Here is a 23336-nt window from a genome sequence, read left to right on the forward strand (position 1 = left end):
GGGCCATAGGATGAGCGGTCACGGCGGGAGGAGCGGCGCGATGAACGGGGAACAACGGGTGGTGACGCGGTGACCCCGCGCGGCTGGGCGCTGCTGACCCTGGCCGGGCTGACCCTCGCGCTGGTCGTGCTGGCCGCGCTGCTCATCCCGTGGCACCGCCCGCCGGCACCCCGGGCCGACCAGCTCGCCGCGCTGGGCGACCTGCCGTCCGAGCAGGTCGCCAAGGGGCGGGAGTTCCGGGCCGCGCTGCGTCCCGGTGGCTATGCCGCGCTCGCCGTTGGGCTGCTGATCGCCCTCGCGCTCGGGTTGACCCCGCTGGGCAGTCGCCTGGTCGAGCTGGTGGGCCGGCCGTTCGGTGGGCACTGGGCAGCGCAGGCTGTGCTCGGCGGGCTGGCGGTGGTGCTCGTCGCGGACCTGGTGACGCTCCCGTTCGCCGCCTGGCGGCAGAGCGTGCTCACCCGCTACGGGTTGAGCACCAACGGCTGGAGCGGCTGGGCGGCCGACCTGCTCAAGTCGTACGCCGTCAGCGCGGTGATCGGCGCGGTGGCGCTGTTCGGCTTCTACGCGGTCATCCGGCTCGCGCCACGCTGGTGGTGGGCGTTCGGTGCGGCCGGCGCCGCGGTGCTTGTGGTGCTGCTGTCGTTCGTGCTGCCGGTGCTGGTGGAGCCGGTGTTCAACCGGTTCACCCCGATGCAGCAGGGCCCGTTGCGCACCGAGCTGATGAGCATGGCCGCCCGCGACGGGGTGCCGGTGCGCGACGTGCTGGTCGCCGACGCCTCCCGGCGTACCAGGGCGGTCAACGCGTACGTCTCCGGTCTCGGGCCGACCCGACGGGTGGTCGTCTACGACACGCTGCTGCGCGAGGCGACCCCGGCCGAGGTGACCGCCGTCGTGGCGCACGAGTTGGGGCACGCGAAGGACTCCGACGTGGCGGCCGGCACGCTGACCGGGGCGTTGGGCGCCGCGGCCGCCGTGGTGGCGCTCTACCTGCTCGGCTCGTGGGGGCCACTGTTGCGGCTGGCCGGTGTCGACTCGGTGGCCCAACCGCGCGCGTTCCCGCTGCTGGTCGCCCTGGTCACGGTGGCCGGGCTGGTTGCCGCTCCGGTGCAGGCGCTGATGTCCCGACGGGTGGAGGCGCGGGCCGACGCGCACGCGCTCGCGCTCACCAACGACCCGGAGTCCTTCGAGTCGATGCAGCGTCGGCTCGGCTCGGTCAACCTCGGCGACCCCGACCCGCCCCGCTGGGAATACCTCTACTCGGCCTCACATCCGTCCACGGTGGAGCGGATGGCCGCCGCCCGCGCGTACGCCCGGGAGGTCGGCCGATGAGCCGCACCCTGCTGATCACCAATGACTTTCCGCCCCGCCCGGGTGGGATCCAGTCGTTCGTGCACAACCTCGCGGTCCGTCAACCGGCGGGTTCGGTGGTCGTCTACGCGTCGAGCTGGCGCGGGGCCGCCAAGTTCGACGCCGACCAGCCGTTCGAGGTGATCCGGGAGCGTACCCGGGTGTTGTTGCCCACCCCGTTGATCGCCCGCAGGGCGGCCCGGTTGGCTCGCGCGTACGACTGCGACACGGTGTGGTTCGGCGCGGCGGCCCCGCTGGGCCTTCTCGCGGCCGGCCTGCGGCGGCGGGCCGGCATCCACCGGGTGGTGGCGCAGACCCATGGCCACGAGATCGGTTGGGCGGCGGTGCCGGCCGCCCGGCCGGCGCTGCGGCGCATCGGTCGGGGTGTGGACGTGACCACCTATCTCGGCGAGTACACCCGCAGCCGGTTGGCCCGGGTGCTGGACGGGGTGACCGAGTTGCGCCGCCTCGCGCCGGGGGTCGACGTGGACACCTACCACCCGAGCGTGGACGGTGAACAGGTCCGGGCCCGGCTCGGGTTGACCGACCGACCGGTGGTCGTCTGCGTGTCCCGGCTGGTGCCGCGCAAGGGTCAGGACACCCTGATCCGGGCCCTGCCGGAGATCCGGCGCCGGGTGCCCGACGCGGCGCTGCTGATCGTCGGTGGCGGGCCGTACCGGGCGACCCTGGAGAAGCTGGCCCGCCAGACCGGTGTGGAACGGGACGTGGTGTTCACCGGCACGGTGCCGTCGGTCGAGTTGCCGGCGCACTACGCGGCCGGTGACGTCTACGCGATGCCGTGCCGCACCCGCAACCGTGGCCTCGACGTCGAAGGGCTGGGCATCGTCTACCTGGAGGCATCCGCGACCGGCCTGCCGGTGGTGGCCGGTGACTCCGGGGGCGCACCGGACGCGGTCCGGGAGGGGGAGACCGGCTACGTCGTACGCGGTCGGGACGTCGCCCAGCTCGCCGACCGGGTCGCCCGGCTGCTCGCCGACCGGGACTTGGCCCGTCAGCTGGGAGCGGCTGGCCGGGCGTGGGTGGAACGGGAGTGGCGCTGGGAGGCGCAGGCGGAACGCATGACGGCACTGCTGGCCGGCTGATCGCCGCCCGCGTTCAGCTCTCCCGGGCGGGCGCGTAGTGCGGCACGTACTCCTGGCCGGTGAGCTGCTGAATCGCCGCCATCACCTCGTCGGTGACAGTCCGGATGTCACGTGGCCCGTTGATCCGCTCGGCGACCGGTATCGGCGGGCCGAACCGCAGGGTGATCGGGTGTCGACGGGGCAGCCGCGCGTCGACCGGCAGCACCTCGGCGGTGCCGAGCACGCCGACCGGGATGATCGGCACCCCGGCGTCGCGGGCCAGCCGGGTCATCCCGACGCGACCCCGGTAGAGCCGCCCGTCCGGGGAGCGGGTGCCCTCCGGGTAGACGGCGACCAGGCCACCGGCGCGCAGCACCGGGATGGCGGCGTCGAGGGCGCGCAGGGCGGCCCGGCCGTCGGCGCGGTCGACCGGGATGGCGCCCATGCCAGCGACGATCCGCCGGTTCAGCCAGCCGCCCGGACCCCGGCCGTTGAAGTACTCGACCTTCGCCCAGAAGGTGACGTGTCGGGGCGTCGAGGTGACGAGGAACAACTCGTCGGCGACGGACAGGTGATTGCCGGCGAGGATCGCGCCGCCGTGTCGGGGCAGATGCTCCAGCCCTTCCACCCGGGGCTGCCAGCCAAACCGCAGCGCGGCGCCGACGGCCAGCTTGGTGACGTCGTACAGCAGGGGCACGTGTCCTCCGGGGTCGTTTCAGGCGGGCGCCGGGCCGAGGTGGGCGTCCAACGCGGCGCGCAGCAGGGCATCGTCGTCGGTGGCGCCGGTGGCCAGCGGGAGGCTGCCCCAGGCCCAGAGTTGGGCGATGCCGTGCAGGTTCGCCCACAGCGCGCCGGCCAGCACCGCCGCGGGCGCGTCGGTGGGCCGGCGCGCCTGCGCCACCAGGTCGGCCAGGACGGCGAACAGCGGCAGGCTCGTTTCGCGCAGCCGCAGCCGGCCGCTGTCCAGCAGGTCGTGGCGGAACATCAGCTCGAACATGCCGCGGTGGGCCGCCGCGAAGTCCAGGTACGTCCGGGCCAGCGCGGTCAATCGGGTACGGGGGTCCGGATCGACGTCGCGCAACGTTCGCTCGACCTGGGCGGTGAGGTCGGCGAAGCCCTCCCGGGCGATGGCGGAGAGCAGGTCGACGTGGGTGGGGAAGTAGCGGCGCGGTGCGCCGTGCGAGACCCCGGCACGCCGGGCGATCTCCCGCAGCGACACCGCCGACTGGCCCTCACGCAGCACCAGGTCCACTCCGGCGGCCACCAACCGCGCTCGCAGCCCCGTCTCGTCCGCGCCCATAGACACTGTCTATCAGCCGCCGTAGACGCTGTCTACTTCCAGTGTCGGTGGACGTCCGTCGGGGTGGGTGGTCGGGCCGGGGAGGTTCAGCGGATGCGGGCCAGGATGCGATCGGCGGGGGCCGGGCGGCCGAAGTGCCAGCCCTGGGCTGCGTCGCAGCCGATCGCGCGTAGCCGCTCGGCCTGCCCGGCGGTCTCCACCCCTTCGGCGGTGACGGTCAGGTCCAGTGCGTGCGCCAGCGAAACCAGGGAGGCGAGGATCCGCTCGTCGGTGCGGCCGACGGAGGGCGAGCGCAGGCCGGCCACGAATTCCCCAGCCACCTTCAGTTCGGTCACCGGCAGGTCCCGCAGGTACGCCAGATTGCTGTAGCCGGTGCCGAAGTCGTCGATGGCGATGCGTACCCCGAGGTCGGCGAGGACCCGCAGGGCGCGGACCGGCTCCTCCGCGGTGCTCATCATCGTGCTCTCGGTGATCTCCAGTTGGAGCCGCTCCGGTGGCAGGCCGGTCTGCCGCAGCAGCGCGCGGACCTCCTGCACCAACCCGGGCCGGTGCACCTGCCGTACCGCCAGGTTGACGCTGACGAAGGGCGCGGCGGCACCCCCGGCCGACCACGCCTCGGCCTCGCGGCACGCCTCGGCCAACACCCAACCGCCCAGCTGGATGATCAGGCCGGTCTCCTCGGCCAATCCGATGAAGCTGTCCGGGCGGAGCACCCCCAACTCGGGGTGCCGCCAGCGGACCAGTGCCTCCACGCCGACCAGGCTGCCGTCGCGCAGTGAGGTCAGCGGCTGGTAGTCGAGGTAGAACTCGCCCCGCTCCAACGCGGCCGGGATGGCCGCGGAGAGCGCGTAGCGGGCCAGTTCACGTTGGTTGCGCTCGGCGTCGTAGAGCGCCCAGCGCGCCCCACCGGCGGACTTCGCCCAGTGCAGGGTGCTGTCGGCGGCCCGCATCAGGTCCGTCGGGTTGGCCCCGGCGACCTGGCGCTCGACGATGCCGATGCTCGCCGAGATCTGCAGCTCGTGCCCGTCGACCAGCGCCGGTGTGCGTACCGCGGCGAGCGCGGTCTCGGCGACCGCCACCATGTCGTCGGTGCCGGCGGTGCATTCCACCAGGATGACGAACTCGTCGCCGCCGAGCCGGGCCACCAGGTGCTCACCCATGGCCTTGCGCAGCCGTTCGGCCACAGTGGCCAGCAGCAGGTCACCGATCTGGTGCCCCAGCGTGTCGTTGACCACCTTGAAGCGGTCCAGGTCCAGGAAGCACACCCCGACCCGCTGCGCGCCCCGGCTCGGCTCGTTGAGCGCCGCGGCGAGCCGCTCGGTGAACAGTGTCCGGTTGGGCAGGCCGGTGAGCGGGTCGTGGGTGGCCTGATGCCGGAACCGGGCCTCGCTGGCCCGCAGCGCCTGCTCGGCCTGGGTGCGGGCCCGCATGGCGGCGCGGCGGATCGACTCCTGCTCGTCGAGCGTCCGGTCGCGCAGCGCGCGGGCGTAGCCGGTCGCCACGGCCGCCAGCAGCCGGGCCATCCGGTCCTCGACCTCCTCGGCCACCAGGCCCAGGTCGCGCACCAGGCGGAGCTGGATGACCTCGACGGTACGACCCAGCCCCTCGGCGGAGGCGATGTGCGCGGCGACGAGCTCGGCGCCGACCCGGTGCCCGGCACGCAGGTCGAACGGCTCGGTGAGCAACGCCCCGGCCAGTTGCCCGGTGAGCCGGTCCAGCAGGGACTCCAACTGGGCCTGGGTCATCGGTAGGTAGCTGGTGCCGGAGACCGCCTTCGCCCAGGCCCGGGCGAACGTCCCCGGGTAGGGGTTCGCCCCGGGCGACTCAGTCACCGAGGCGCCCGACGCCGCCCATGAAGACCGCGCGCTCGGCGTCCTCCGCGCTCTCCGGAGTGTCCGGTCGCCACTCGGGCACCCAGACCACGCCGGGGTCGAGCAGCTCGAAACCGTCGAAGAGCGCGGTCAGCTCGGCGCGGCTGCGTATCCACAGCGGATTGTCGGTGCGCCGGTAGACCCGCTCCGCCTCGGCGCGTTCGTCCTCGCTGCGCCCGTCGTCGCTGGCCTGCGACAGCACCAGGTAGCTGCCGGGCGCCAACGCGTCCCGCAGCGTCCGCAGCAGCTCCGCCGGCCGGTCGTCGTCGGAGACGAAGTGCAGGACGGCCACTACCATCACGGCCACCGGTTGGCTCAGGTCGAGCAGCTTGCGGACGTCCGGATGGGCCAGGATCGCCTCCGGGTTGCGCAGGTCCTCCTGCACGACCGCGGCCTGCTCGTTGCCGGCGAGGATCTCGCGGCTGTGCGCCACCGCCACCGGGTCGACGTCCACATAGACCACTCGCGACCGCGGGTCGAGCTGCTGGGCGATCTCGTGCACGTTGCCGACGGTCGGGATCCCCGAACCGATGTCCAGGAACTGCCGGATCCCGGCGTCGGCGAGGTGGTGCACGGCCCGGCGCAGGAACGCCCGGTTGGCCTGGGCCATCAACGGCGCCTCGGGCACCGCGGCGACCATCGCCTGCGCCGCGGCCCGGTCGGCGGCGAAGTTGTGTGAGCCGCCGAGGTAGTAGTCGTACATCCGCGCGACGCTCGGGCGCTCGATGTCGATGGTGTCGGGTGCCCAGTCCGGCCGCTGCATGCGTTTCACCCCTCGAATCCGCGATGCGAGCATCGTCGCCCGCGCGGGTATTGTGCACCCGCCACGCACGCCAGACCATAGCGCGCCGAAGGTTGCCTGCCGACGTCGGTCGCGTCGTCCCGCTCGACGAGCGGAAGACAGGTCAGAACTTCGGCGCGTCCGGTGCCTCGAGCAGGCCGAGCCGGAGTGCGGTCATCAGGGCCTGAGCCCGATTGGCCGCGCCGAGCTTCTCGTAGAGCTTCGAGATGTGCGTCTTCGCCGTGGACTCGCTGACGAACAGCTGCTTGGCGATGCCCGCCACGCTCATCCCGTCCGCGAGCAGCCGCAGCACCTGCCCCTCCCGGGGAGACAACTGCGGACCGGACGGGGCGAGCCGGCGCTTCATCGCCTCGGCCAGGTCGGCCGCTGTGAACGCGCTGGGGGAGGAGGCGGCGTGCCGTGCGGCGGCCACCACCTCGTCGGCCGGGGCGGTCTTCGGCACGAAGGCGCTCGCGCCGGCCTCCAGGGCGCCGAAGAGCTGGTCGTCGCCGGCGTACATGGTCAGCACCACGATGCCCATCGACGCGCTGGACTTACGCAGTGCGCGGGTGGCCTCCAGGCCGCTGCCGTCGGGCAGCCGCAGATCCATGATCACCACGTCCGGCTGCAAGGCGCCGGCCTGGCGTACCCCCTCCGCCGCCGTGGCCGCCTCACCGACGACCTCGAACTGGCGGTCGCGCTCGAAGGCGTGCCGCAAACCCTTGCGAATCAGATCATGATCGTCGACAAGGAGGACCTTGGTACGGGTGGCCGGTATCGGACTTGTGGTCATCCTCGGGTTACTCCCCTTCTGGTGCTGCGCTGCCGCGCACGTTATCGCGCCGGGCCGAGGTGCCGAGAACCACCGCCACGGTCGTGCCGCTGGGTTGCCGCGGCCTGATCTCCAACCGGCCCCGGATACGTTCCGCCCTCTCGGCCATGATCGCAAGACCGTACCGCCCGTCCGGGCGCTGGTCAGCCATCCCCTGACCGTCATCCGACACTTCTATTTGCGCATACGGGGGGTCGACCTCACACGTGACCCACAAATTCGACGCCCCGGCGTGCTTGCGCGCGTTGGTCACCGCCTCCTGCGCGATGCGCAGCAACTCGGCTTCGGTGGCGGCCGGCAGCCGGGCGGTGGACTCGTCCAGCGAGAGGTGCACCCGCAGCCCGCCGGACGCGCCCACGGTGCGCGCGTACTCGGCGATCGCCGCGGCCAACCCACCCTGCCGGTCCACCTCGCTGCGCAGCTCGAAGAGGCTCAGCCGCAGCTCCTGGATCACCCGGGTCACCTCGCCGCGCAGCGTACGGAGGGCCTCGGCGGTCTCGTCGGCGTCGTCGAAGACGGTGGCCAGGGCGTTGTCGATGCCGTAGCCGACCATCACCAGCTCCTGGGCCACCCCGTCGTGGATCTCCCGGGCCAGTCGCTGCCGCTCCTCGTTGGTGGCCAGCGAGCGCACCTCGTCGAAGAGCAGCGCCGCCTCCAGCCGCAGCGCGGCCGGGCGGGTCAGCGCTGTCACCCGGGACACCACCGGCGGCGGGTACGCGTGCGCGGCGTCGGCCTCCAGCACCACCAGCCCCACCGTGCGCACCCCAGCGACCAGCGGAATGATCAGCGCGGACACGTCGCCGCCGCGGTGCGAGCGGGACTGCGACCGGGCGGCCGTGGTGGCCTGCTGGGTGGCCCAGGCGTCGGCGATCGCCGAGTCCGCGTCCAGCGTCGTCTCCCAGTCCACCCGGTCGACGCCGGCCTGGGCGAGCACCACGAGGCGACCTCCGCCGCTGGCCGAGAGCACCGCGCCCCGGTCCGCGCGGGCCACCGTCCGCAGCTCCTCCAGCAGGTGCTCGGAGATGCCGCCCGGGTCCAGGGTCGCCCCGGGCAGCTGCCGGGCCACTGTCCGCAGTTGGGTCAGCAGCCGGGTGGCCTCGGCGTACGGCTGCGGTTTGCCCTCACCGCGGACCGCCATCACCCGGTGCAGCGTGCCGGCGGCGTAGAGCCCCAGCGCCGCCAGGATCAGCCACTGCGCGCAGACCGCGAGGTAACCCAGCTGGCCGAGCTGGAGGGTACCGTCGACCCGGGTCAGCGCGCCGCTGAGCAGCAGGGTGGCGGCGGTGACCACGAGCAGCGCGGCGCCCTCCGGGAAGCGGCGGCGCAGCGCGGTGACGGTCACCGGGACCGCCAGGTAGGGCAGCACCGCCGAGGCGCCCAGGCCGTCGACAGTGCCGCCGATGGACGCCACAGCGGCGACGTGGCTCGCGGCCAGCCCCAGCACCACCACCTCGGCCACCCGGCTCAGCGGGCCGACCAGCCGGTGCTGAGGTGCCAGCAGCGACGGCAGCCCGGCCACCGCCAGCAGCGCGATCCACCACAGCTGGGTCACGTCGCGGGTGGCGAACAGCGTCAGGATGGCGATCAGCGCCAGCATCACCACGCGGGCGGCCGCGGCGAGGGGATGCGGGTGCGGGACGGTGGCTGTGGATGCGGGCACGTGACGGATGGTAGTCAGCCTCGGTAGATATCGGCGATCTCCGCCGCGTACGTCTTGTGGACAACCTGGCGCTTGACCTTGAGCGACGGGGTCAGCTCGCCGGTCGCCTCGGTGAAGTCGCGGGGCAGGACCCGGAACACCTTGATCGCCTCGGCCTTCGACACGGCCTGGTTCGCGGCGTCGACCGCGGCCTGGATCTCCTTGTGGAGACCCTCGTGCTCGCGCAGCTGCTCGACGGGGGTGTCGAGGGGCATCCCGGCGTTCTCCAGCCAGGTCGGCAGCGCCTCCTCGTCGACCGTGACCAGTGCCGCGATGAACGGCTTCCGGTCGCCGACCACGACACACTGGCTGATCAACGGGTGCGCCCGGACCAGGTCCTCGAGCACCGCCGGGGCGACGTTCTTGCCGCCGGCGGTGACGATCAGCTCCTTCTTGCGGCCGGTGATGCTCAGGTAGCCGTCGGAGTCGAGCTGGCCCAGGTCGCCGGTGCGGAACCAGCCGTCGGCGCTGATCGTCTCGGCCGTCGCGGTCTCGTTGCGCCAGTAACCCTGGAAGACCAGCTCGCCGGAGATCAGGATCTCGCCGTCGTCCTCGATCCGCACTGTCACGCCGGGCAGCGGACGGCCGACGCTGCCCATCCGGGTGCCGCTGGGCAGGTTCGCGGCGGCGGCGGGCGAGGTCTCGGTCAGGCCGTAGCCCTCCAGGACCGTCACGCCGATGCCCCGGAAGAAGTGGCCGAGCCGGGCGCCGAGTGGCGCGCCGCCGGAGATCGCGTCCCGGCACCGTCCGCCGAGCGCGGCGCGTAGCTTGCGGTAGACCAGCCGGTCGAAGACCACGTGCTGGGCGCGCAGCGCCAGGCCCGGGCCGCCCGGGGTCTCGAGCGCCTCGCTGTACGCGATGGCGACCTGCTCGGCGCGGGCGAAGATGCCGCCCTTGCCGTCCGCCTCGGCCTTCTGCTTGGCGGCGTTGTAGACCTTCTCGAACACCCGGGGTACGGAGAGCACGAAGGTCGGCCGGAACGCCTGTAGCTCGGCGACCAGGTTCCTGGTGTCGGCGCAGTGCGCCATGGTGGCTCGCGCCTGCACGACGCCGATCTGGATGAGTCGGGCGAAGGCGTGCGCCAGCGGGAGGAAGAGCAGGGTGCTCGCGCCGGCGTTGAACAGGTTCGGCAGCACCGGCACCGCGTTGGCGATGTCGGCGTACATGTTGCGGTGGGTGAGCACGCAGCCCTTGGGTCGGCCGGTGGTGCCGCTGGTGTAGATGATCGTGGCCAGGTCGCCGGCGCGGACGGCCTTGCGTCGCCGCTCGACCTCGGCCAGCTCGACAGTGGCGCCGGTGGTGACCAGCTCGTCCACCCCGCCGCTGTCGATCTGCCAGACCTGGCCCAGCTCGGGCAGCCGGTGCCGGACACCGGCGATCAGGGCGGCGTGCGCCTCGCTCTCCACCACGACGGCGACCGCGTTGGAGTCCTCGAGGATCCACGCGGCCTGCTCGGCGCTGGACGTCTCGTAGATCGGCACTGTCACCGCGCCGACGGCCCAGATCGCGTAGTCGAGCAGCGTCCACTCGTAGCGGGTGCGGCTCATCAGCCCGACCCGGACACCGGGCTCGATGCCGGCGGCGATCAGCCCGCGGGCCACGGCGGCCACCTCGTCGCGGAACTGGAGGCAGGTCACCTCGGTCCACTCGGTGACGGTGCCGTCGGTGCGCGGGGTGGGGCGGGCGAACTGGACGGTGTCGGGCGCGACTTCGGCGTTGTCCCAGACCGGATCGGTGAGGTTGGCCGCGTCGCCAACGGTGACGATCGGCGGGACGGAGAACTCGCGCACCTGCACTCCTTCGTGCTCGCACTGGCTGGACCGACCGCCGCCGTGGCGTCGGCATGTGTCGAAACCTACCCGGCGGGCGGTCGGGGTGAGACAACCAGGAGGCGGGTAGCCTCCCCCCATGGCGGACTCCTCCACCCAGTCGATCATCATCGGCGCCGCACCGGACCGGGTGACGGCGGTCATCTGCGACTTCGCGCGCTACCCGGAGTGGACCGACGCGGTGCGTCGTGCCGAGGTCGTCGAGGAGTACGAGGACGGCTACGCCAGTCAGGTGCGTTTCACCATCGACGCCGGGGTGATGGCCGACGAGTACGTGCTCGCCTACGAGTACGCCGAGGACCTGTCCCGGATCGAGTGGCACCTGGTCGCCCCCTCGAAGATGCAGAAGGCCCAGCGTGGTTCCTACGACCTGGTGGGTAACCCGGACGGCAGCACGACGGTGACCTACACGCTGGAGGTCGACCTGTCGGTCGGCATGCTCGGGATGTTTCGGCGCAAAGCCGAGAAGATGATCATGGATACCGCGTTGAAGCAGCTCAAGCGCCGGGTAGAAGCAACCGGTGCGGCGCAGTGACGTGTCCGGTGGCACGGTAGAGGAGCCGACGGTGGGCGGAACGGATCCGGGTTCGGCCCGGGAAGAGGCGGAGCGGCTGGTCGCCACCCTGTTGGCGGGGGCGCGACTGGCCTCCGCCGGCTCGGCGGGCGGCGCGTTCGGCTCGTTGGGCGGGATGCTGTCCGGTGTCCTCGGTCACAGCGCGGGCCCGGACGCCCGCTCCGGCGCCGGTGGTGCTTTCGCCACCGGTTCGGCCGAATGCTGCGTCTGTCCGGTCTGTCGGGGCATCGCCGCGTTGCGGGACCCGAGTCCGGAATTCGCCGAACGGCTCGCGACCGGCGCCGGTGACCTCGCCGCGGGCGTCGCCAGCCTGCTCCGCGCGTTCTCCCCGGCGGAACCGTCCACGCCGAGCCCCGCCGAGCCGGCCGCCGAACCGACCGCCCCGCCCTCGCCGGCACCCGCCGCGAGCACCGACGACGTGTTCCCCGAGCCACCCCCGGGCACCCCGCCCACAGCGACCGTCGACGACCACGTGTGGCGCGATGCCACCCGTACCGGGCATGATTCTCAGCCGGCGCCGGAGCGGGATGTCTGGTCGGTCGCCACCCGGACGGCGGACCCACTCGCCCCGGCCGCCGTACCACCCGTCGACGAGGCCGGGACGGCGACCGTACCGGCACCGACCACCCGTCCCGTGGTGCCCGCCTCGCGGGTGCCCGATGACGCCGACGCGGAAGCATCGGGCGACGGCGCCTGAGCGCGGGACCTTCCGACCCGGACCGGCACTGGGCCGGAACCTGGGCCGGACAGCACAGCAGAGGGGGGCGGTAGCGGTGACGCTGACCATCGGAGTCGACGTCGGTGGCACGAAGGTGGCCGGCGGTGTCGTGGACGACACCGGCACGGTCCTCGTGCAGACCCGACGGGACACTCCCGCCGATGACGTGGCCAAGACCCGCGACGTCATCATCGAGTTGGTCGGCGAGCTGGCTGCCGGGCGGACCATCGAGGCCGTCGGCATCGGCGCGGCCGGTTGGATCGACGCCAGCCGTTCGACGGTGCTCTTCGCTCCCAACCTGGCCTGGCGTGACGAACCGCTGCGTGAGTACGTCAGCGAGGCCGTCGGGCTGCCCGTGATCGTGGAGAACGACGGGAACGTCGCCGCATGGGCCGAGTTCCGTTACGGCGCGGCCCGCGACGCCGACGACTCGATGATCATGTTCACCATCGGCACCGGTGTGGGTGGCGGCATCGTCCTCGGTGGCGACCTGATGCGCGGCGCGCACGGCATCGCCGCGGAGCTGGGCCACATGCTGGCCGTCCCGGACGGACACCAGTGCGGCTGCGGCCGGCTGGGCTGCATCGAGCAGTACGCCAGCGGCAGCGCCCTGGTGCGGTTCGCGCGGGCCGGCGCCCGGCAGGAGCCCAACCGGGCCACCGCCCTGCTGAAGCTGGCCGGCGGTGAGGCCGAGGCGATCACCGGCCCGATGGTGACCGCCGCCGCGCAGGGCGGCGACCCGGTCTCCGCCGAGGCGTTCGCCCAGATCGGCCGGTGGCTGGGCACCAGCCTCGCCGACATGGCGCAGATCCTCGACCCGCAGACCCTGGTGGTCGGCGGCGGGGTGATCGACGCCGGTGACCTGCTGCTCGGTCCCACCCGCCGCTCGTACCTCGACGCGCTCGCCCAGCGTGGTCGCCTGCCGGTGGCCGAGGTGCTCCCGGCGCAGCTGGGCAACAGCGCCGGGGTGATCGGCGCCGCTGACCTGGCCCGCCGGATCTGAGGCGGTCCGGGATGGGCGTGCCGCTGCGCGTGGTGTCGTACAACATCCACAGCCAGCGCGACGACACCGCCGCGCTGGCTGCGGTGGTCCGGGCCGCGACGCCGGACGTGGTGATCGTGCAGGAGGGGCCGCGCCGGTTCCGGTGGCGACAGAAGTCCGCCACGTTGGCCGAGTCGTTCGGTCTGGTGGTGGCCGCCGGTGGGCTGCCCGCCCTGGGCAACCTGCTCCTGACCAGCCTGCGGGTCCAGGTGCTGGGCACCCGCTGTCAGCGCTTTCCGCTGACCCCCGGCCGGCACCTGCGCGGCGCCGCGTACGCCGACTGCCGGGTCGGTGACGCCCGGTTCACCCTCGCCGGCTCGCACCTGTCCACCGACCCGGCCGAGCGACCCTCCCAGGCCACCGAGTTCAAGCGTGGCCTGGACGCGGCGACCAGCCCCGTGCTGGCCGGGGCGGACCTCAACGAGGGGCCGGACGGGCCCGCCTGGGCCACCGTGTCGCGCGGGTTGACCGACGCGGCGGTGGCTGCCGACCGGGCCGAGCGGCTCACCTACTCCTGCGCCGACCCCCGCCGACGCATCGACGCGCTCTTCGTCGACCCGCGGATCACAGTTGTCGACTACGACGTGGTGGACACCCCGCAGACCCGCCGGGCCAGCGACCACTTCCCGGTCCTGGTCGACCTGCTGCTACCCGCCACCGACTGACCCCCGACGCCGGCTCGACCGTCGGCGCATCCGGCTCAGGACTGGACATCCGGCCCGGTTGTGGAGAGGATTTCGCGGCGACCGGCACGCCTGCCGTACCAAAAGGAGATGTCCCCGGTGTCCACCTCCACCGACCACGGCCGGCCCGACCCGGAGGCGACCTCGCCCGCGGCGAACAGCGACGGCCGCCCGGTCTCCGACCGGGGCGACACCGTCTGCGTCATCGGGGCCGGTGCCAGCGGCCTGACGGCCATCAAGAACCTGCGTGAGCACGGGTTCGGCGTGGACTGCTACGAGCGGGAGACGGGCGTCGGCGGCGCCTGGAACTGGCGGCACGACCGCAGCCCGGTGTACGCCAGCACCCACCTGATCTCGTCGAAGCCGTTCACCCAGTTCCCGGACTTCCCCATGCCGGACTCCTGGCCGGACTACCCGCACCACGGTCAGCTGCTGTCCTACTTCGAGCGTTACGCCGACCATTTCGACCTGCGCTCGCACATCTGGTTCGGCACCGAGGTGATCCGGGTCCAGCCCGTCGAGGGTGACCGGTGGGACGTGACCACCCGCTCCACCGGCGGGTACGGCCCCGAGCGCACCGCCCGGTACGCCGCCGTGGTGATCGCCAACGGCCACAACTGGTCGCCGAAGCTGCCCCGCTACGAGGGCCTCGAACAGTTCCGTGGCGAGATCATGCACGCCTCGTCCTACAAGGACCCGGCGCAGCTGCGCGGCAAGCGGGTGCTGGTGGTCGGCGCCGGCAACACCGGCTGCGACATCGCCGTCGAGGCCGCCCAGCAGGCGTCGCGTTGCTGGCACTCCACCCGCCGGGGCTACTGGTACGCGCCGAAGTACGTGCTCGGTCGCCCCGCCGACCAGGTCAACGACAGCCTGTTGGCGCTGCGGGTGCCGCTGCGGGTGCGGCAGTGGCTCTACCACTGGACGCTGCGGCTGACCGTCGGCGACCTGACCCGCTTCGGCCTGCCCAAGCCCGACCACCGGGTGTACGAGACGCACCCGATCGCGAACAGCCAGCTCGTGTACTACGTGGGCCACGGCGGGATCGGCCCGGTGCCGGACGTCGCCCGGTTCCACCCGTACGCCGTGGAGTTGGCCGACGGCCGCGAGATCGACCCCGAGGTGGTCGTCTTCGCCACCGGTTACCTGCCGCGCTTCGAGTTCCTCGACGCGTCGGTGTTCGGTGACAGCGCGGGCGCGGGCCGGCCCACGCTGTGGCTCAACGCGTTCACCCCCGGGCATCCGACCCTGGCCGTCGCCGGCCTGCTGCAACCGGACTCCGGGCTGTTCACCCTGTCGCACTGGCAGACGGTGCTCTTCGCCCGGCTGCTTCAGGCCCGTCGGGACCGGCCGGAACGGGCCACGGCGTTCGCGCAGCGGGTGCGGGACCGGGCGGGGGAGCGGTACTCCGGGCCGGTCAAGGACAGCAGCCGGCACTGGTTCGAGGTCGGGCACGCCGACTACCTGCGCGCCATCCAACGCGCCCTGGTCGAGCTGGAGGGCAAGTGAGCGCGAGGAGTGAGCTTGCGAGCCCCGCAGTCGCGAACGAAAGGCTGGCACGGTGAGCGCGAGTAGTGAGCTGCGGATCATGCGGGGTCGGGAGTGGTCCCGGCCGGTCCGGCCGGCCCGCCGGGAGGTGCTCAGCGCGGTCCCCGAGCTGGAGGAGGGGCGTCCGCCACTGCTGTTCGTACCCGGGTTCGGGCACGGCGCGTGGGCGTTCGCCGAGCACTGGTTGGGGCACGCGGCGTCGCGGGGGTTCCCGGCGTACGCGGTGAGCCTGCGCGGGCACGGTGGCAGCGAGCCGGCGCCGGAGGCGACGCTGCGGGCGTACGCCCACGACGTGGTCCAGGTGGCCGCGAGCCTGCCGCGGCAGGCGGTGCTGGTGGGGCACGGCGCCGGCGCCCTGGTGGTGGCGCACGCGTTGGCCCGCTACCCGGCGCGGGGCGCGGTGCTGGTGGCGCCGGTCTTCGGCGGCTGGGGAGTGCTGGGCGCGGCCCTGCGCCGCAACCCCGCGGGCACGTTGCCGGCGGTGTTCGGCGGGCCGTTGCGGCTCAACCGGGGACAGCTGTTCAGCCGCGAGTTGCCCGACGAGGAGGCCCGGCGGTATGTCGGCCGCCTCGGTCGGGCGGGTCGACGGGCGCAGTGGGCGCTGCTGGGTGAGCCGGAGGCCGAGCCGGCCGTGGGCGCGCCCCCGGTGTTGGTGCTGGGCAGCCCGGACGACCGGGTGGTGCCGGCGTCGACGCTGACCCGGGTGGCCCGCCGGTACGGGTCCGCCCCGCTGCTCTTTCCCGGAATGGGCCACGACCTGATGCTGGACGCGCGGTGGGAGGAGCCGATCGACGCGATCCTGGACTGGCTGGAGAAGGAGCCGGTGGCGCACTGAGCAGCCGGGCCGTCGGCGGTCAGCCGCCGGCCTGGTGGACGGCCGGGCTGCCGGCCGGGGTGGCCGGTTGGGGCACCCGAGCGTCGGAGCCGGTGTCGGTGCTGGTCAGGCGACTGATCAGGCCGCCGCCCTCGTCCAGGGCGCGCAGATAGGAGCGGGCCCAGGCCCGGATGTCGTGCTTGTGCAGGTGAGCGCGCATGGCTCGCATCCGCTGGGTGGTGTCGGCCGGGTCGGCCCGCAGCGCGGCGCGCAGGCCCTGCTTGAGCCCTTCCAGGTCGTGCGGGTTGACCAGGTACGCCTGGGACAGCTCGGCGGCGGTGCCGGCGAACTCGCTGAGCAGCAGCGCGCCAGTGTCGTCGACCCGCGCGGCCACGTACTCCTTGGCGACCAGGTTCATTCCGTCGCGCAACGGGGTCACCGCCATCACGTCGGCGACTCGGTAGAGCGCGGCCAGCTCGGCCCGGTCGAAGGGCTGGGTGAGGTAGTGGATCGCCGGCTCACCGACCCGGCCGAACTCGCCGTTGATCCGGCCGACTTCGCGTTCGATGCGCTCGCGCAGGATCTGGTACTGGCCGACGCGTTCCCGGCTCGGCATGGCGACCTGCACCAGCACCGTGTCGCGGACCTTGACGTCGCCGCTGGCGAGCAACTCGCTGTACGCCTTGAGGCGCTGCTCGATGCCCTTGGTGTAATCCATCCGGTCCACGCTGAGGACGACCTGCCGGGGATCGCCGAGGTCCTGACGGAGCCGGTGGGCCCGGGCGGCCACGTCCGGGCGGTCGGCGAGCGCGGCCATCTCGGCGGTGTCGATGGAGACCGGGAACGCGCCGATGCGGACGACCCGGTCGTCGATGCCGATTCGCCGGTCGGTGGCCGGCAGCTCCAGCACCCGGGTCACCAACTGGGCGAAGTTGTGCGCCGCCTGCACCCGCTGGAAGCCGACCAGGTCGGCGCCGAGCATGCCGCGCAGCAGTTCGGCCCGGCGGGGCAGTTGCATGAACAGCTCCGGCGGCGGGAACGGCACGTGCAGGAAGAACCCGATGCGCAGGTCCGGGCGGAGCGCGCGCAGCAGCCCGGGGACCAGTTGAAGGTGGTAATCCTGCACCCAGACCACCCCGCCCGGCTCGGCCACCTCCGCGGTCGCCTCGGCGAAGCGCTGGTTGACCCGCTGGTACGCCTCCCACCACCGACGGTGGTGTTGCGGCTGCTCCACGGAGTCGTGGTAGAGCGGCCAGAGGGTGGCGTTGGCGAACCCCTCGTAGTGGTCGCGCAGGTCTTCCGGGCTGAGCGCGACGGTGTGCATCCGCACGCCGTCCACGTCCGGCAGGGCGGGGGCCGGCCCGGTGCCACCGGCCCAGCCGACCCAGGTCGCCGGGGTGTGCCGCAGGAGCGGGAGCAGGGCGCTGACCAACCCGCCGGGGCTGCGCCGCCACTCGCAGGCTCCATCGGGGGCCTGATTGTCGTCGATGGGGAGGCGGTTGGCCACCACCACGAGAGAACTCTGTCGCATCTCGGGCATTCCGATCAGCAGAGGACTGACCGCCGCGAGCAAGGAAAAACCGGTCAGTCAGCGGGGGAAGTGACGTACAGCGGTATTCCTACTGACAGTAAGTTACACCACTGTTACGCCCCCGGCGGGGCGCTGCTGTCCCGGGATGCGGGCCGACCGTCAGACGACGGCGCCGTTGTCCGGGTCGTCCTCGTCCTCGTCGCCGGGACGCAGCCGCCAGATCAGCGTGACGAAACCGGCCAGGATGCCGGTGAAGCCGAACAGCGTGACCGCGGAGCGGTCGATCGGAAGCAGCCACGGGAAGAGGAACAGCACGAACCCGACGACCACCCCGAGCACGCCGATCACCGCGTACTTGCTGACCCGCGGCAGTGGCGGCGGTGGCGGCGGGTGGTAGCCCTCGTCGTCCTCGTCGTCGGGCAGGTCGGCGCCGAAGGTGTCCAGCCCGTCCAGCAGCGACGGCTCGTCCGGTCGGGTGCCGCGCCCCACGGAGATCCCGGAGATGTCCGTCGCGGACGGCAGCCGGCGAACGTCGGTGGCGGTCGGACCGGGTTCGTCGGTGCCGGAGCGGGTCAGCGGCCCGGAGGTCGGCTCGTCCCGGCTGTCCCGTTCGTCCACGTCCTCCGAGGCCGGCCACGGGTGGTCACCGGGCGTGGAGGTGGTGTGGAAGCCCGCCACGATCCGCGCCCACTCGGCGTCGACGTCCGGTTCGTCGCGAGCCGGCGGCTGCTCCGGAGCGGTCTCGTCGGCGAGTTGGGTCAGGTAGTCCCGGGCGGTGGTCAGGTGCGAGCGGTCGACGTAGAGCCGGTCGACCGGCCGGGCCGGCACGGTGGTGGTGCGGGTGACCGGGTTGAGGTCGGCGGAGGGCTGGAGGTAGGCGGCGATCCCGCCGGCGGCCAGCACGTCGAGCAGGTGCTCACCGACGCGCGGATCGACGTCGCCGACGACGGCGTACTCGTTCGCGTCGAGCCCGTTGTCCCGCCGTCCCCGGCGGGCCCCACCCGCTGACACCCGGACATCCCCCTTAACGCGCCTGCCGGCGCGGCCACCGCTGCCCTTCGGCGCCAGTCCGCACGCCGTGCTCTGAATCGTGACACGTCAGGGCATGGTTCCGGGAGTGCGTTGTGTCGCGTCTTCCAAAGTCACGGCTGCTTCCGCAGGTCGCGGCGGGGCTTCTTTGTCCGTTCTTGCGCGACAAGTGCGATCTCGGTGATCGCGGAAGCGGCTCTATGCCTCGGCCCCCCGAACGTCGTCCGTTGTGGTGAGAGCGCTCGCTTCGTAGGCTCGGCGGCGACGACGGCTGGCGCTGTCGCGGGCACACCACGGGAAAGGACGCCGGTGCTCTACTGGCTGCTGAAGTACGTCATCCTCGGTCCGCTGCTCAAGCTGATCTTCCGCCCGCAGGTGGAGGGCCTGCGCAACGTGCCGGCGACCGGTCCGGTGATCCTGGCGAGCAACCACCTCTCCTTCTCCGACTCGATCTTCACCCCGTTGATCACCGCCCGGAAGGTCACCTTCGTCGCCAAGGCCGAGTACTTCACCGGCAAGGGGATCAAGGGCTGGCTGACCAAGATGTTCTTCGTCGGCACCGGCACGATTCCGGTGGACCGCTCCGGTGGCCGGGCCGCGCGCGCCGCCCTGGACACCCAGTTGCAGGTGCTACGGGCCGGGGGAGTGGCCGGCATCTACCCCGAGGGCACCCGCTCCCCGGACGGGCGGCTCTACCGGGGCAAGACCGGGGTGGCCCGGCTCGCCCTGGAGAGCGGCGCGCTGGTGGTGCCGGTGGCGATGCTCAACGCCGACGAGATCCAGCCGCCGGGCAAGCTCATTCCCAAGATCGACCGGGTGAGGATCCGGTTCGGGGCGCCGCTGGACTTCTCCCGCTACGCCGGGCTGGCCGGCGACCGGTTCGTCGAGCGCGCGGTCACCGACGAGATCATGTACGAGTTGATGGAGCTCTCCGGTCGGGAGTACGTGGACGTCTACGCCCAGAAGCTGAAACAGCCCGTCCCGACGCCGCTGGCCGCCTGAGCCGCCGCCGGGCCGGCCCGCTCGCCGGTCAGGGCAGGTGGAGCAGAGCGGGGGCGTGGTGACGGGTGGCGAAGTCGTGCAGGCGGGCGCGGGTGGCCGCGGCGGCGGACGGGTCGGTCTCGGCCAGCGGGCCGATGGCCAGCGCCATCGTGATGATCTCGTCGGTCACGTCGGTCATCCGGGCGTAGCTCGTCGCCGCCGAGCGCAGCAGGTTCGCCGCGGTCGTGGCGTCCCCGGCGTGCCGGGCCAGCGTGGCGTCGGCGACCTGACCGGCGGCCCGAGCCCACGGTGTCGTCCGCGGCGCCCGGCCGAGCATCTGCCGGACCAGCCGGGCCGCGTCCGCGCCGAGCACCCCGGCGACGTGGCCGACGGCCGGCACCCACTCCGCGAACGGAATCATCCGGGTCCGTTGCCAGTCCTCGTCCAGCTCGGTGAGCAGCGCCATCGCCTCGTCCCGGCGGCCCTGCACCGCCCGGCAGAGGGCGGCGTGCGCCAGGGTGGAGCGCAGCACCCGGTGGAATCCGCTGCGCCGCGCCGCGACCAACGCCTGCTCGACCAGATCCCCACCCGGTCCGTCCGACCCCGCGGTCTCGTCGGGCCGGTCGGGGCCGACCAGCTCGGCTCCGGCCAGCCCCCGCATCCAACCCGAGACCGCCACGATGTGCAGATCCCACTCCGCGGTTGGCCGTCGGGTCGACTCCGCCGCCATCGCCAGCGCCGCCGTCCAGTCACCCGCGTAGTACGACCGCGCCCACTGGTCGGCGAAGCTGGTGGCCAGGCTGTGCTCGCCGCCCAGGTCGAGGGTGAGCTGCTCGTCGACCAACCGGGCCGAGCCGGCCAGGTCGCCCTCCTCCTGCAACGCCCAGGCCAGGTTCTGCACCGCCCGGCGCCGGCTGGTCAGCCGCTCCACCCGGCAGTGCTCGGTCACCTCCGCCAGCTCCGGGAACGCCTCGGCGGAGCCGGCGAGGTAGCGCGCCACGGCCAGGGTGATCCGCGCGTTGGCTTGGACCTCGCGCAGCTGGAGCCGCTCGGCGAGGGCCCCTGCCGCCCGCGCCGCCGTGCACGCCGGCTCGGTCTCCGCGTTGAGCATGTGCACCCGGGCCAGCTCCAGCAGGGCGCCCGCCTTCTCCTGACTGTCCGGTAGGTCGCTGTAGATGCCGATCGCCTGGTCCAGGCAGTGCAGGGTCGCCGACCGGTCGGCCCGACTCCAGGCGGCGGTGGCGAGCAGCGTCCAGGCGCGCGCCGCCCCCGTCCGGTCGCCGCTCGTGGTGAGCCGGTCGGCCAGCCTGGTGAGGGTGTCAGTGCCCCCCGCCACCAGGAAGGCGTCACCGTCCCGATAGAACGCCAGCTCGGCGTCGAACAGCTCCAGCGCCGGGTCCGGCCCGACGTCCAGGGCCAGCGCCCGGCCGACCAGCGCGGCGGCGGTGTCCAGCGCGTGCAGCTCGTACGCGCGGCGGGCCGCCCGGTGCAGCGCGGCCCGCGCCGAGGGGGCGTAGGGGGCGGTGTCCAGCCCGACCGTCCGGGCGATCTCGTGGGCCGCCCAGCGATGGTTGGCCAGCACCTCGGCCAGGTCGTACTGCCGGCCGTCGGTGAGCTGTGCCATCCAGTCGGCGGTGCGGTGGTGGCGCAGCACCCGTTCGGCCCTGGGCAGCCGCTGGTAGCAGACGTCGCGCACCAGAATGTGCCGGAACCGGTACTCGGACTGGCCGGGCATCGTCGACGTGCTCTGCTCGTACACCAGGTCGCGACGTTGCAGGCGGTCCAGCGCACGCTCCACCCACTCCACCGGCCGTCCCAACGCCATCGCCACCGGCGCGGCCCAGAACACCACGCCGACCACGGCGGCGGCCTGGAGCACCGCCCGGTCGGCCGGGTCCAGCAGGTCGAGCCGGTTGGCGATGACCGCCTGTACGGTGCGGGGCATCTCCGCGCCACCGTCGAGGTCGGGGCGCGCGGCCGAACCGACCGCGTCGAGCAGGCCGCCGTCCAGCAGCATCCGGGCGTACTCCTGGGCGTAGAGCGGGTTGCCGTCGGCGAACTCGATCAGTGGGGTACGCGAGCTGGACGGCAGCGTCAGCTGCCCGAGGAGCAGCGAGTAGAGCGTGTCGATGTCGGTGTCGTGCATCGGCGGCACCGAGATCGACATCGCGCCACTGATCGTGCCGGTCCAGGCCGGGTGCCGTTCCCGCAGCTCCGGCCGGGCGGTAGCGACGACCAGCAGCGGTACGCCGCGCGCCGACGCGCCCAACTGCTCGACGAAGGCGAGCATCGCCTGGTCGGCCCAGTGCATGTCCTCGAAGACCAGCACGGTCGGGCCGGTGGTCGCCAGGGCGAGCAGGAACCGCCGCCAGGCGGCCTCGGTCTCGCCGGGGGTGAGCCGTTCGCCCGGTACGCCGATCAGCGGCCCGAGCGCCTCGGCCAACCGGGTCGCGTGCGGGTCGGCGAGCTGCCCCAGCCGGGACCGCAGCCGCTCGCGCAGCGCGGCCGGGTCGTCGACCTCCGGCACGCCCACCCAGGTCTTCACGATGTCCGACAGGGCGGCCCAGGTGACGTTCTCGCCGAACGGCGGGCACTGCCCGACGAGCCAGGTGATCGGCGGGCCGGGCACGCTGCCGGCGTGCCGGGCCAGTTCGCGCAGCAACCGGCTCTTGCCCACACCGGCCGGGCCGAACACCGTCACCAACTGGGAGGTCCGCTCGGTCACCATCCGGTGCAGCGCGTTGACCAGCAGACCGCGCTCGTGTTCCCGATCCACCATCGGGGTCAGCTCGGCGCCGCGCGGGTCCCGGTGTGGTCGCACCTGGACGGCCAGCCAGATCCGGCTCACCGCGGACCGGCCGCGCAGGGTGACCGGTGGTTGGTCGGCGTACTCCATCTCGTGTCGGGTGGCCGACCAGGTGCTCTCGTCGACGACGACACCGCCCGGCGGGGCGAACCCCTGCAGGCGCGAGGCCGTGTTGACCACGTCTCCGGTCACGAAGGCCTGCCCACCGTCGCGGGTGGCGGAGAGGTCGACCAGGGCCTCGCCGGTCGCGATGCCGACCCGGAAGCTCAGCGGCGGCTGCGGACCGGCGGGCTGGCGGGCCAGGTTCCGCTGCAGCTCCAGGCCGGCGCGGACGCACCGCAACGCGTCGTTGTCGGTGGCCACCGGCGCGCCGAACAGCGCCATCGCCGCGTCGCCGATGTACTTCTCGACCACCCCGCCGTACTGGTGCACGATCCGGCGCACCGTGGCGAAGTAGGTCTGTTGCAGACTGCGGGCCTGCTCCGGGTCGGTCCGCTCCGCGTAGCTGGTGAAGTCCACGATGTCGACGAAGAGCACGCTGACCTGACGCCGATCCTCCTGCACCGCGACGGCGTGGTCCCGCAGCGGTTGACCGCAGCTGGTGCAGAAGTTGACCTCGGTGCTGTTGGCATGCCCGCAGTGCGCACAGTTGACCCCGAGCGGCTGGCCACACCCGCCGCAGAAGCGGTCGTCCGGCCCGGCCGCGCGTGCGCAGTGTCCACACTTGAGGTCGATGTTCAGCTCCGTGGGCGAAAGAGGTCAGTATCGCGGCCGGTCGACCCAGTCGGGTACCCGACGTGCGGGCGGGCAACGGCATCGATCGGTCGGGGTTAGTGTTCCGTACCAGGAAGTTTCATGTCAGGGAGAGTGCC

At 72.9% G+C, this 23336-nt stretch carries 19 protein-coding genes; 9 read left to right on the forward strand and 10 right to left on the reverse strand.

The window, feature by feature from the left end:
* Positions 1–69: 69 nt before the first annotated feature.
* Positions 70–1329 (forward strand): M48 family metalloprotease, encoded by a 1260-nt coding sequence (locus PSH03_RS25265; protein ID WP_210785083.1) that lies wholly within the window; start codon positions 70–72, stop codon positions 1327–1329.
* Positions 1326–2450, forward strand: coding sequence for a glycosyltransferase family 4 protein (locus PSH03_RS25270; RefSeq protein ID WP_238690603.1), 1125 nt, complete (start codon positions 1326–1328; stop codon positions 2448–2450). The genes PSH03_RS25265 and PSH03_RS25270 overlap by 4 nt, the downstream gene beginning before the upstream one ends.
* A gap of 13 nt (positions 2451–2463) precedes the next feature.
* Here the strand turns inward: PSH03_RS25270 and PSH03_RS25275 are convergent, their stop codons facing one another.
* The 7 genes from PSH03_RS25275 to PSH03_RS25305 all read right to left on the reverse strand — a co-directional run bounded on the left by PSH03_RS25275 (position 2464) and on the right by PSH03_RS25305 (position 10702).
* Positions 2464–3126, reverse strand: a complete 663-nt coding sequence (locus tag PSH03_RS25275) for a lysophospholipid acyltransferase family protein (RefSeq protein ID WP_210785081.1) — start codon at positions 3124–3126, stop codon at positions 2464–2466.
* Positions 3127–3144: 18 nt separating this feature from the next.
* Positions 3145–3729: a TetR/AcrR family transcriptional regulator gene (locus PSH03_RS25280; protein ID WP_210785080.1), complete on the reverse strand. Its 585-nt coding sequence runs from the start codon at positions 3727–3729 to the stop codon at positions 3145–3147.
* A gap of 86 nt (positions 3730–3815) precedes the next feature.
* The gene (locus tag PSH03_RS25285) at positions 3816–5474 is read right to left on the reverse strand and encodes a putative bifunctional diguanylate cyclase/phosphodiesterase (RefSeq protein WP_238690693.1); all 1659 of its coding nucleotides are present in this window, start codon (positions 5472–5474) and stop codon (positions 3816–3818) included.
* A gap of 79 nt (positions 5475–5553) precedes the next feature.
* Positions 5554–6363, reverse strand: a complete 810-nt coding sequence (locus PSH03_RS25290; protein ID WP_238690694.1) for an SAM-dependent methyltransferase — start codon at positions 6361–6363, stop codon at positions 5554–5556.
* Between the two features lie 142 nt (positions 6364–6505).
* Positions 6506–7174, reverse strand: coding sequence for a response regulator transcription factor (locus PSH03_RS25295; RefSeq protein WP_030337723.1), 669 nt, complete (start codon positions 7172–7174; stop codon positions 6506–6508).
* Positions 7175–7181: 7 nt separating this feature from the next.
* Positions 7182–8873, reverse strand: a complete 1692-nt coding sequence (locus PSH03_RS25300) for a sensor histidine kinase (RefSeq protein WP_210785077.1) — start codon at positions 8871–8873, stop codon at positions 7182–7184.
* 14 nt (positions 8874–8887) lie between these two features.
* Positions 8888–10702, reverse strand: coding sequence for an AMP-dependent synthetase/ligase (locus tag PSH03_RS25305; RefSeq protein ID WP_238690604.1), 1815 nt, complete (start codon positions 10700–10702; stop codon positions 8888–8890).
* 118 nt (positions 10703–10820) lie between these two features.
* On the opposite strand from PSH03_RS25305, the gene PSH03_RS25310 reads away from it, so the two are divergent.
* From PSH03_RS25310 to PSH03_RS25335, 6 genes are all read left to right on the forward strand, one after another.
* Positions 10821–11276 carry an SRPBCC family protein gene (locus tag PSH03_RS25310; RefSeq protein WP_210785075.1) on the forward strand — a complete coding sequence of 152 codons (456 nt, stop codon included), beginning with the start codon at positions 10821–10823 and terminating at the stop codon, positions 11274–11276.
* A 31-nt stretch (positions 11277–11307) separates the two neighbouring features.
* The gene (locus tag PSH03_RS25315) at positions 11308–12012 is read left to right on the forward strand and encodes a hypothetical protein (RefSeq protein WP_210785074.1); all 705 of its coding nucleotides are present in this window, start codon (positions 11308–11310) and stop codon (positions 12010–12012) included.
* A gap of 76 nt (positions 12013–12088) precedes the next feature.
* Complete coding sequence (locus tag PSH03_RS25320; RefSeq protein WP_210785073.1) at positions 12089–13036, forward strand: ROK family glucokinase; 948 nt, start codon at positions 12089–12091, stop codon at positions 13034–13036.
* A gap of 11 nt (positions 13037–13047) precedes the next feature.
* Positions 13048–13740, forward strand: coding sequence for an endonuclease/exonuclease/phosphatase family protein (locus tag PSH03_RS25325; RefSeq protein WP_112582793.1), 693 nt, complete (start codon positions 13048–13050; stop codon positions 13738–13740).
* A 117-nt stretch (positions 13741–13857) separates the two neighbouring features.
* Positions 13858–15264 carry a flavin-containing monooxygenase gene (locus PSH03_RS25330; RefSeq protein WP_210785072.1) on the forward strand — a complete coding sequence of 469 codons (1407 nt, stop codon included), beginning with the start codon at positions 13858–13860 and terminating at the stop codon, positions 15262–15264.
* 79 nt (positions 15265–15343) lie between these two features.
* On the forward strand, positions 15344–16138 hold the full coding sequence (locus PSH03_RS25335) for an alpha/beta hydrolase (RefSeq protein ID WP_238690695.1): 795 nt from the start codon (positions 15344–15346) through the stop codon (positions 16136–16138).
* Positions 16139–16157: 19 nt separating this feature from the next.
* Here PSH03_RS25335 and PSH03_RS25340 read toward each other — a convergent pair whose 3' ends face one another.
* Complete coding sequence (locus PSH03_RS25340; protein ID WP_238690605.1) at positions 16158–17648, reverse strand: alpha,alpha-trehalose-phosphate synthase (UDP-forming); 1491 nt, start codon at positions 17646–17648, stop codon at positions 16158–16160.
* Positions 17649–17807: 159 nt separating this feature from the next.
* Positions 17808–18659, reverse strand: coding sequence for a DUF308 domain-containing protein (locus tag PSH03_RS25345; protein WP_210785070.1), 852 nt, complete (start codon positions 18657–18659; stop codon positions 17808–17810).
* Between the two features lie 327 nt (positions 18660–18986).
* Between PSH03_RS25345 and PSH03_RS25350 the strand changes: the two genes are divergently transcribed.
* The gene (locus tag PSH03_RS25350) at positions 18987–19679 is read left to right on the forward strand and encodes a lysophospholipid acyltransferase family protein (RefSeq protein ID WP_210785069.1); all 693 of its coding nucleotides are present in this window, start codon (positions 18987–18989) and stop codon (positions 19677–19679) included.
* A 28-nt stretch (positions 19680–19707) separates the two neighbouring features.
* Here PSH03_RS25350 and PSH03_RS25355 read toward each other — a convergent pair whose 3' ends face one another.
* Complete coding sequence (locus PSH03_RS25355) at positions 19708–23205, reverse strand: AAA family ATPase (protein ID WP_247669747.1); 3498 nt, start codon at positions 23203–23205, stop codon at positions 19708–19710.
* Positions 23206–23336 lie beyond the last annotated feature (131 nt).

Source organism: Micromonospora salmantinae (genome assembly GCF_022230905.1).
Classification (GTDB): domain Bacteria; phylum Actinomycetota; class Actinomycetes; order Mycobacteriales; family Micromonosporaceae; genus Micromonospora; species Micromonospora salmantinae.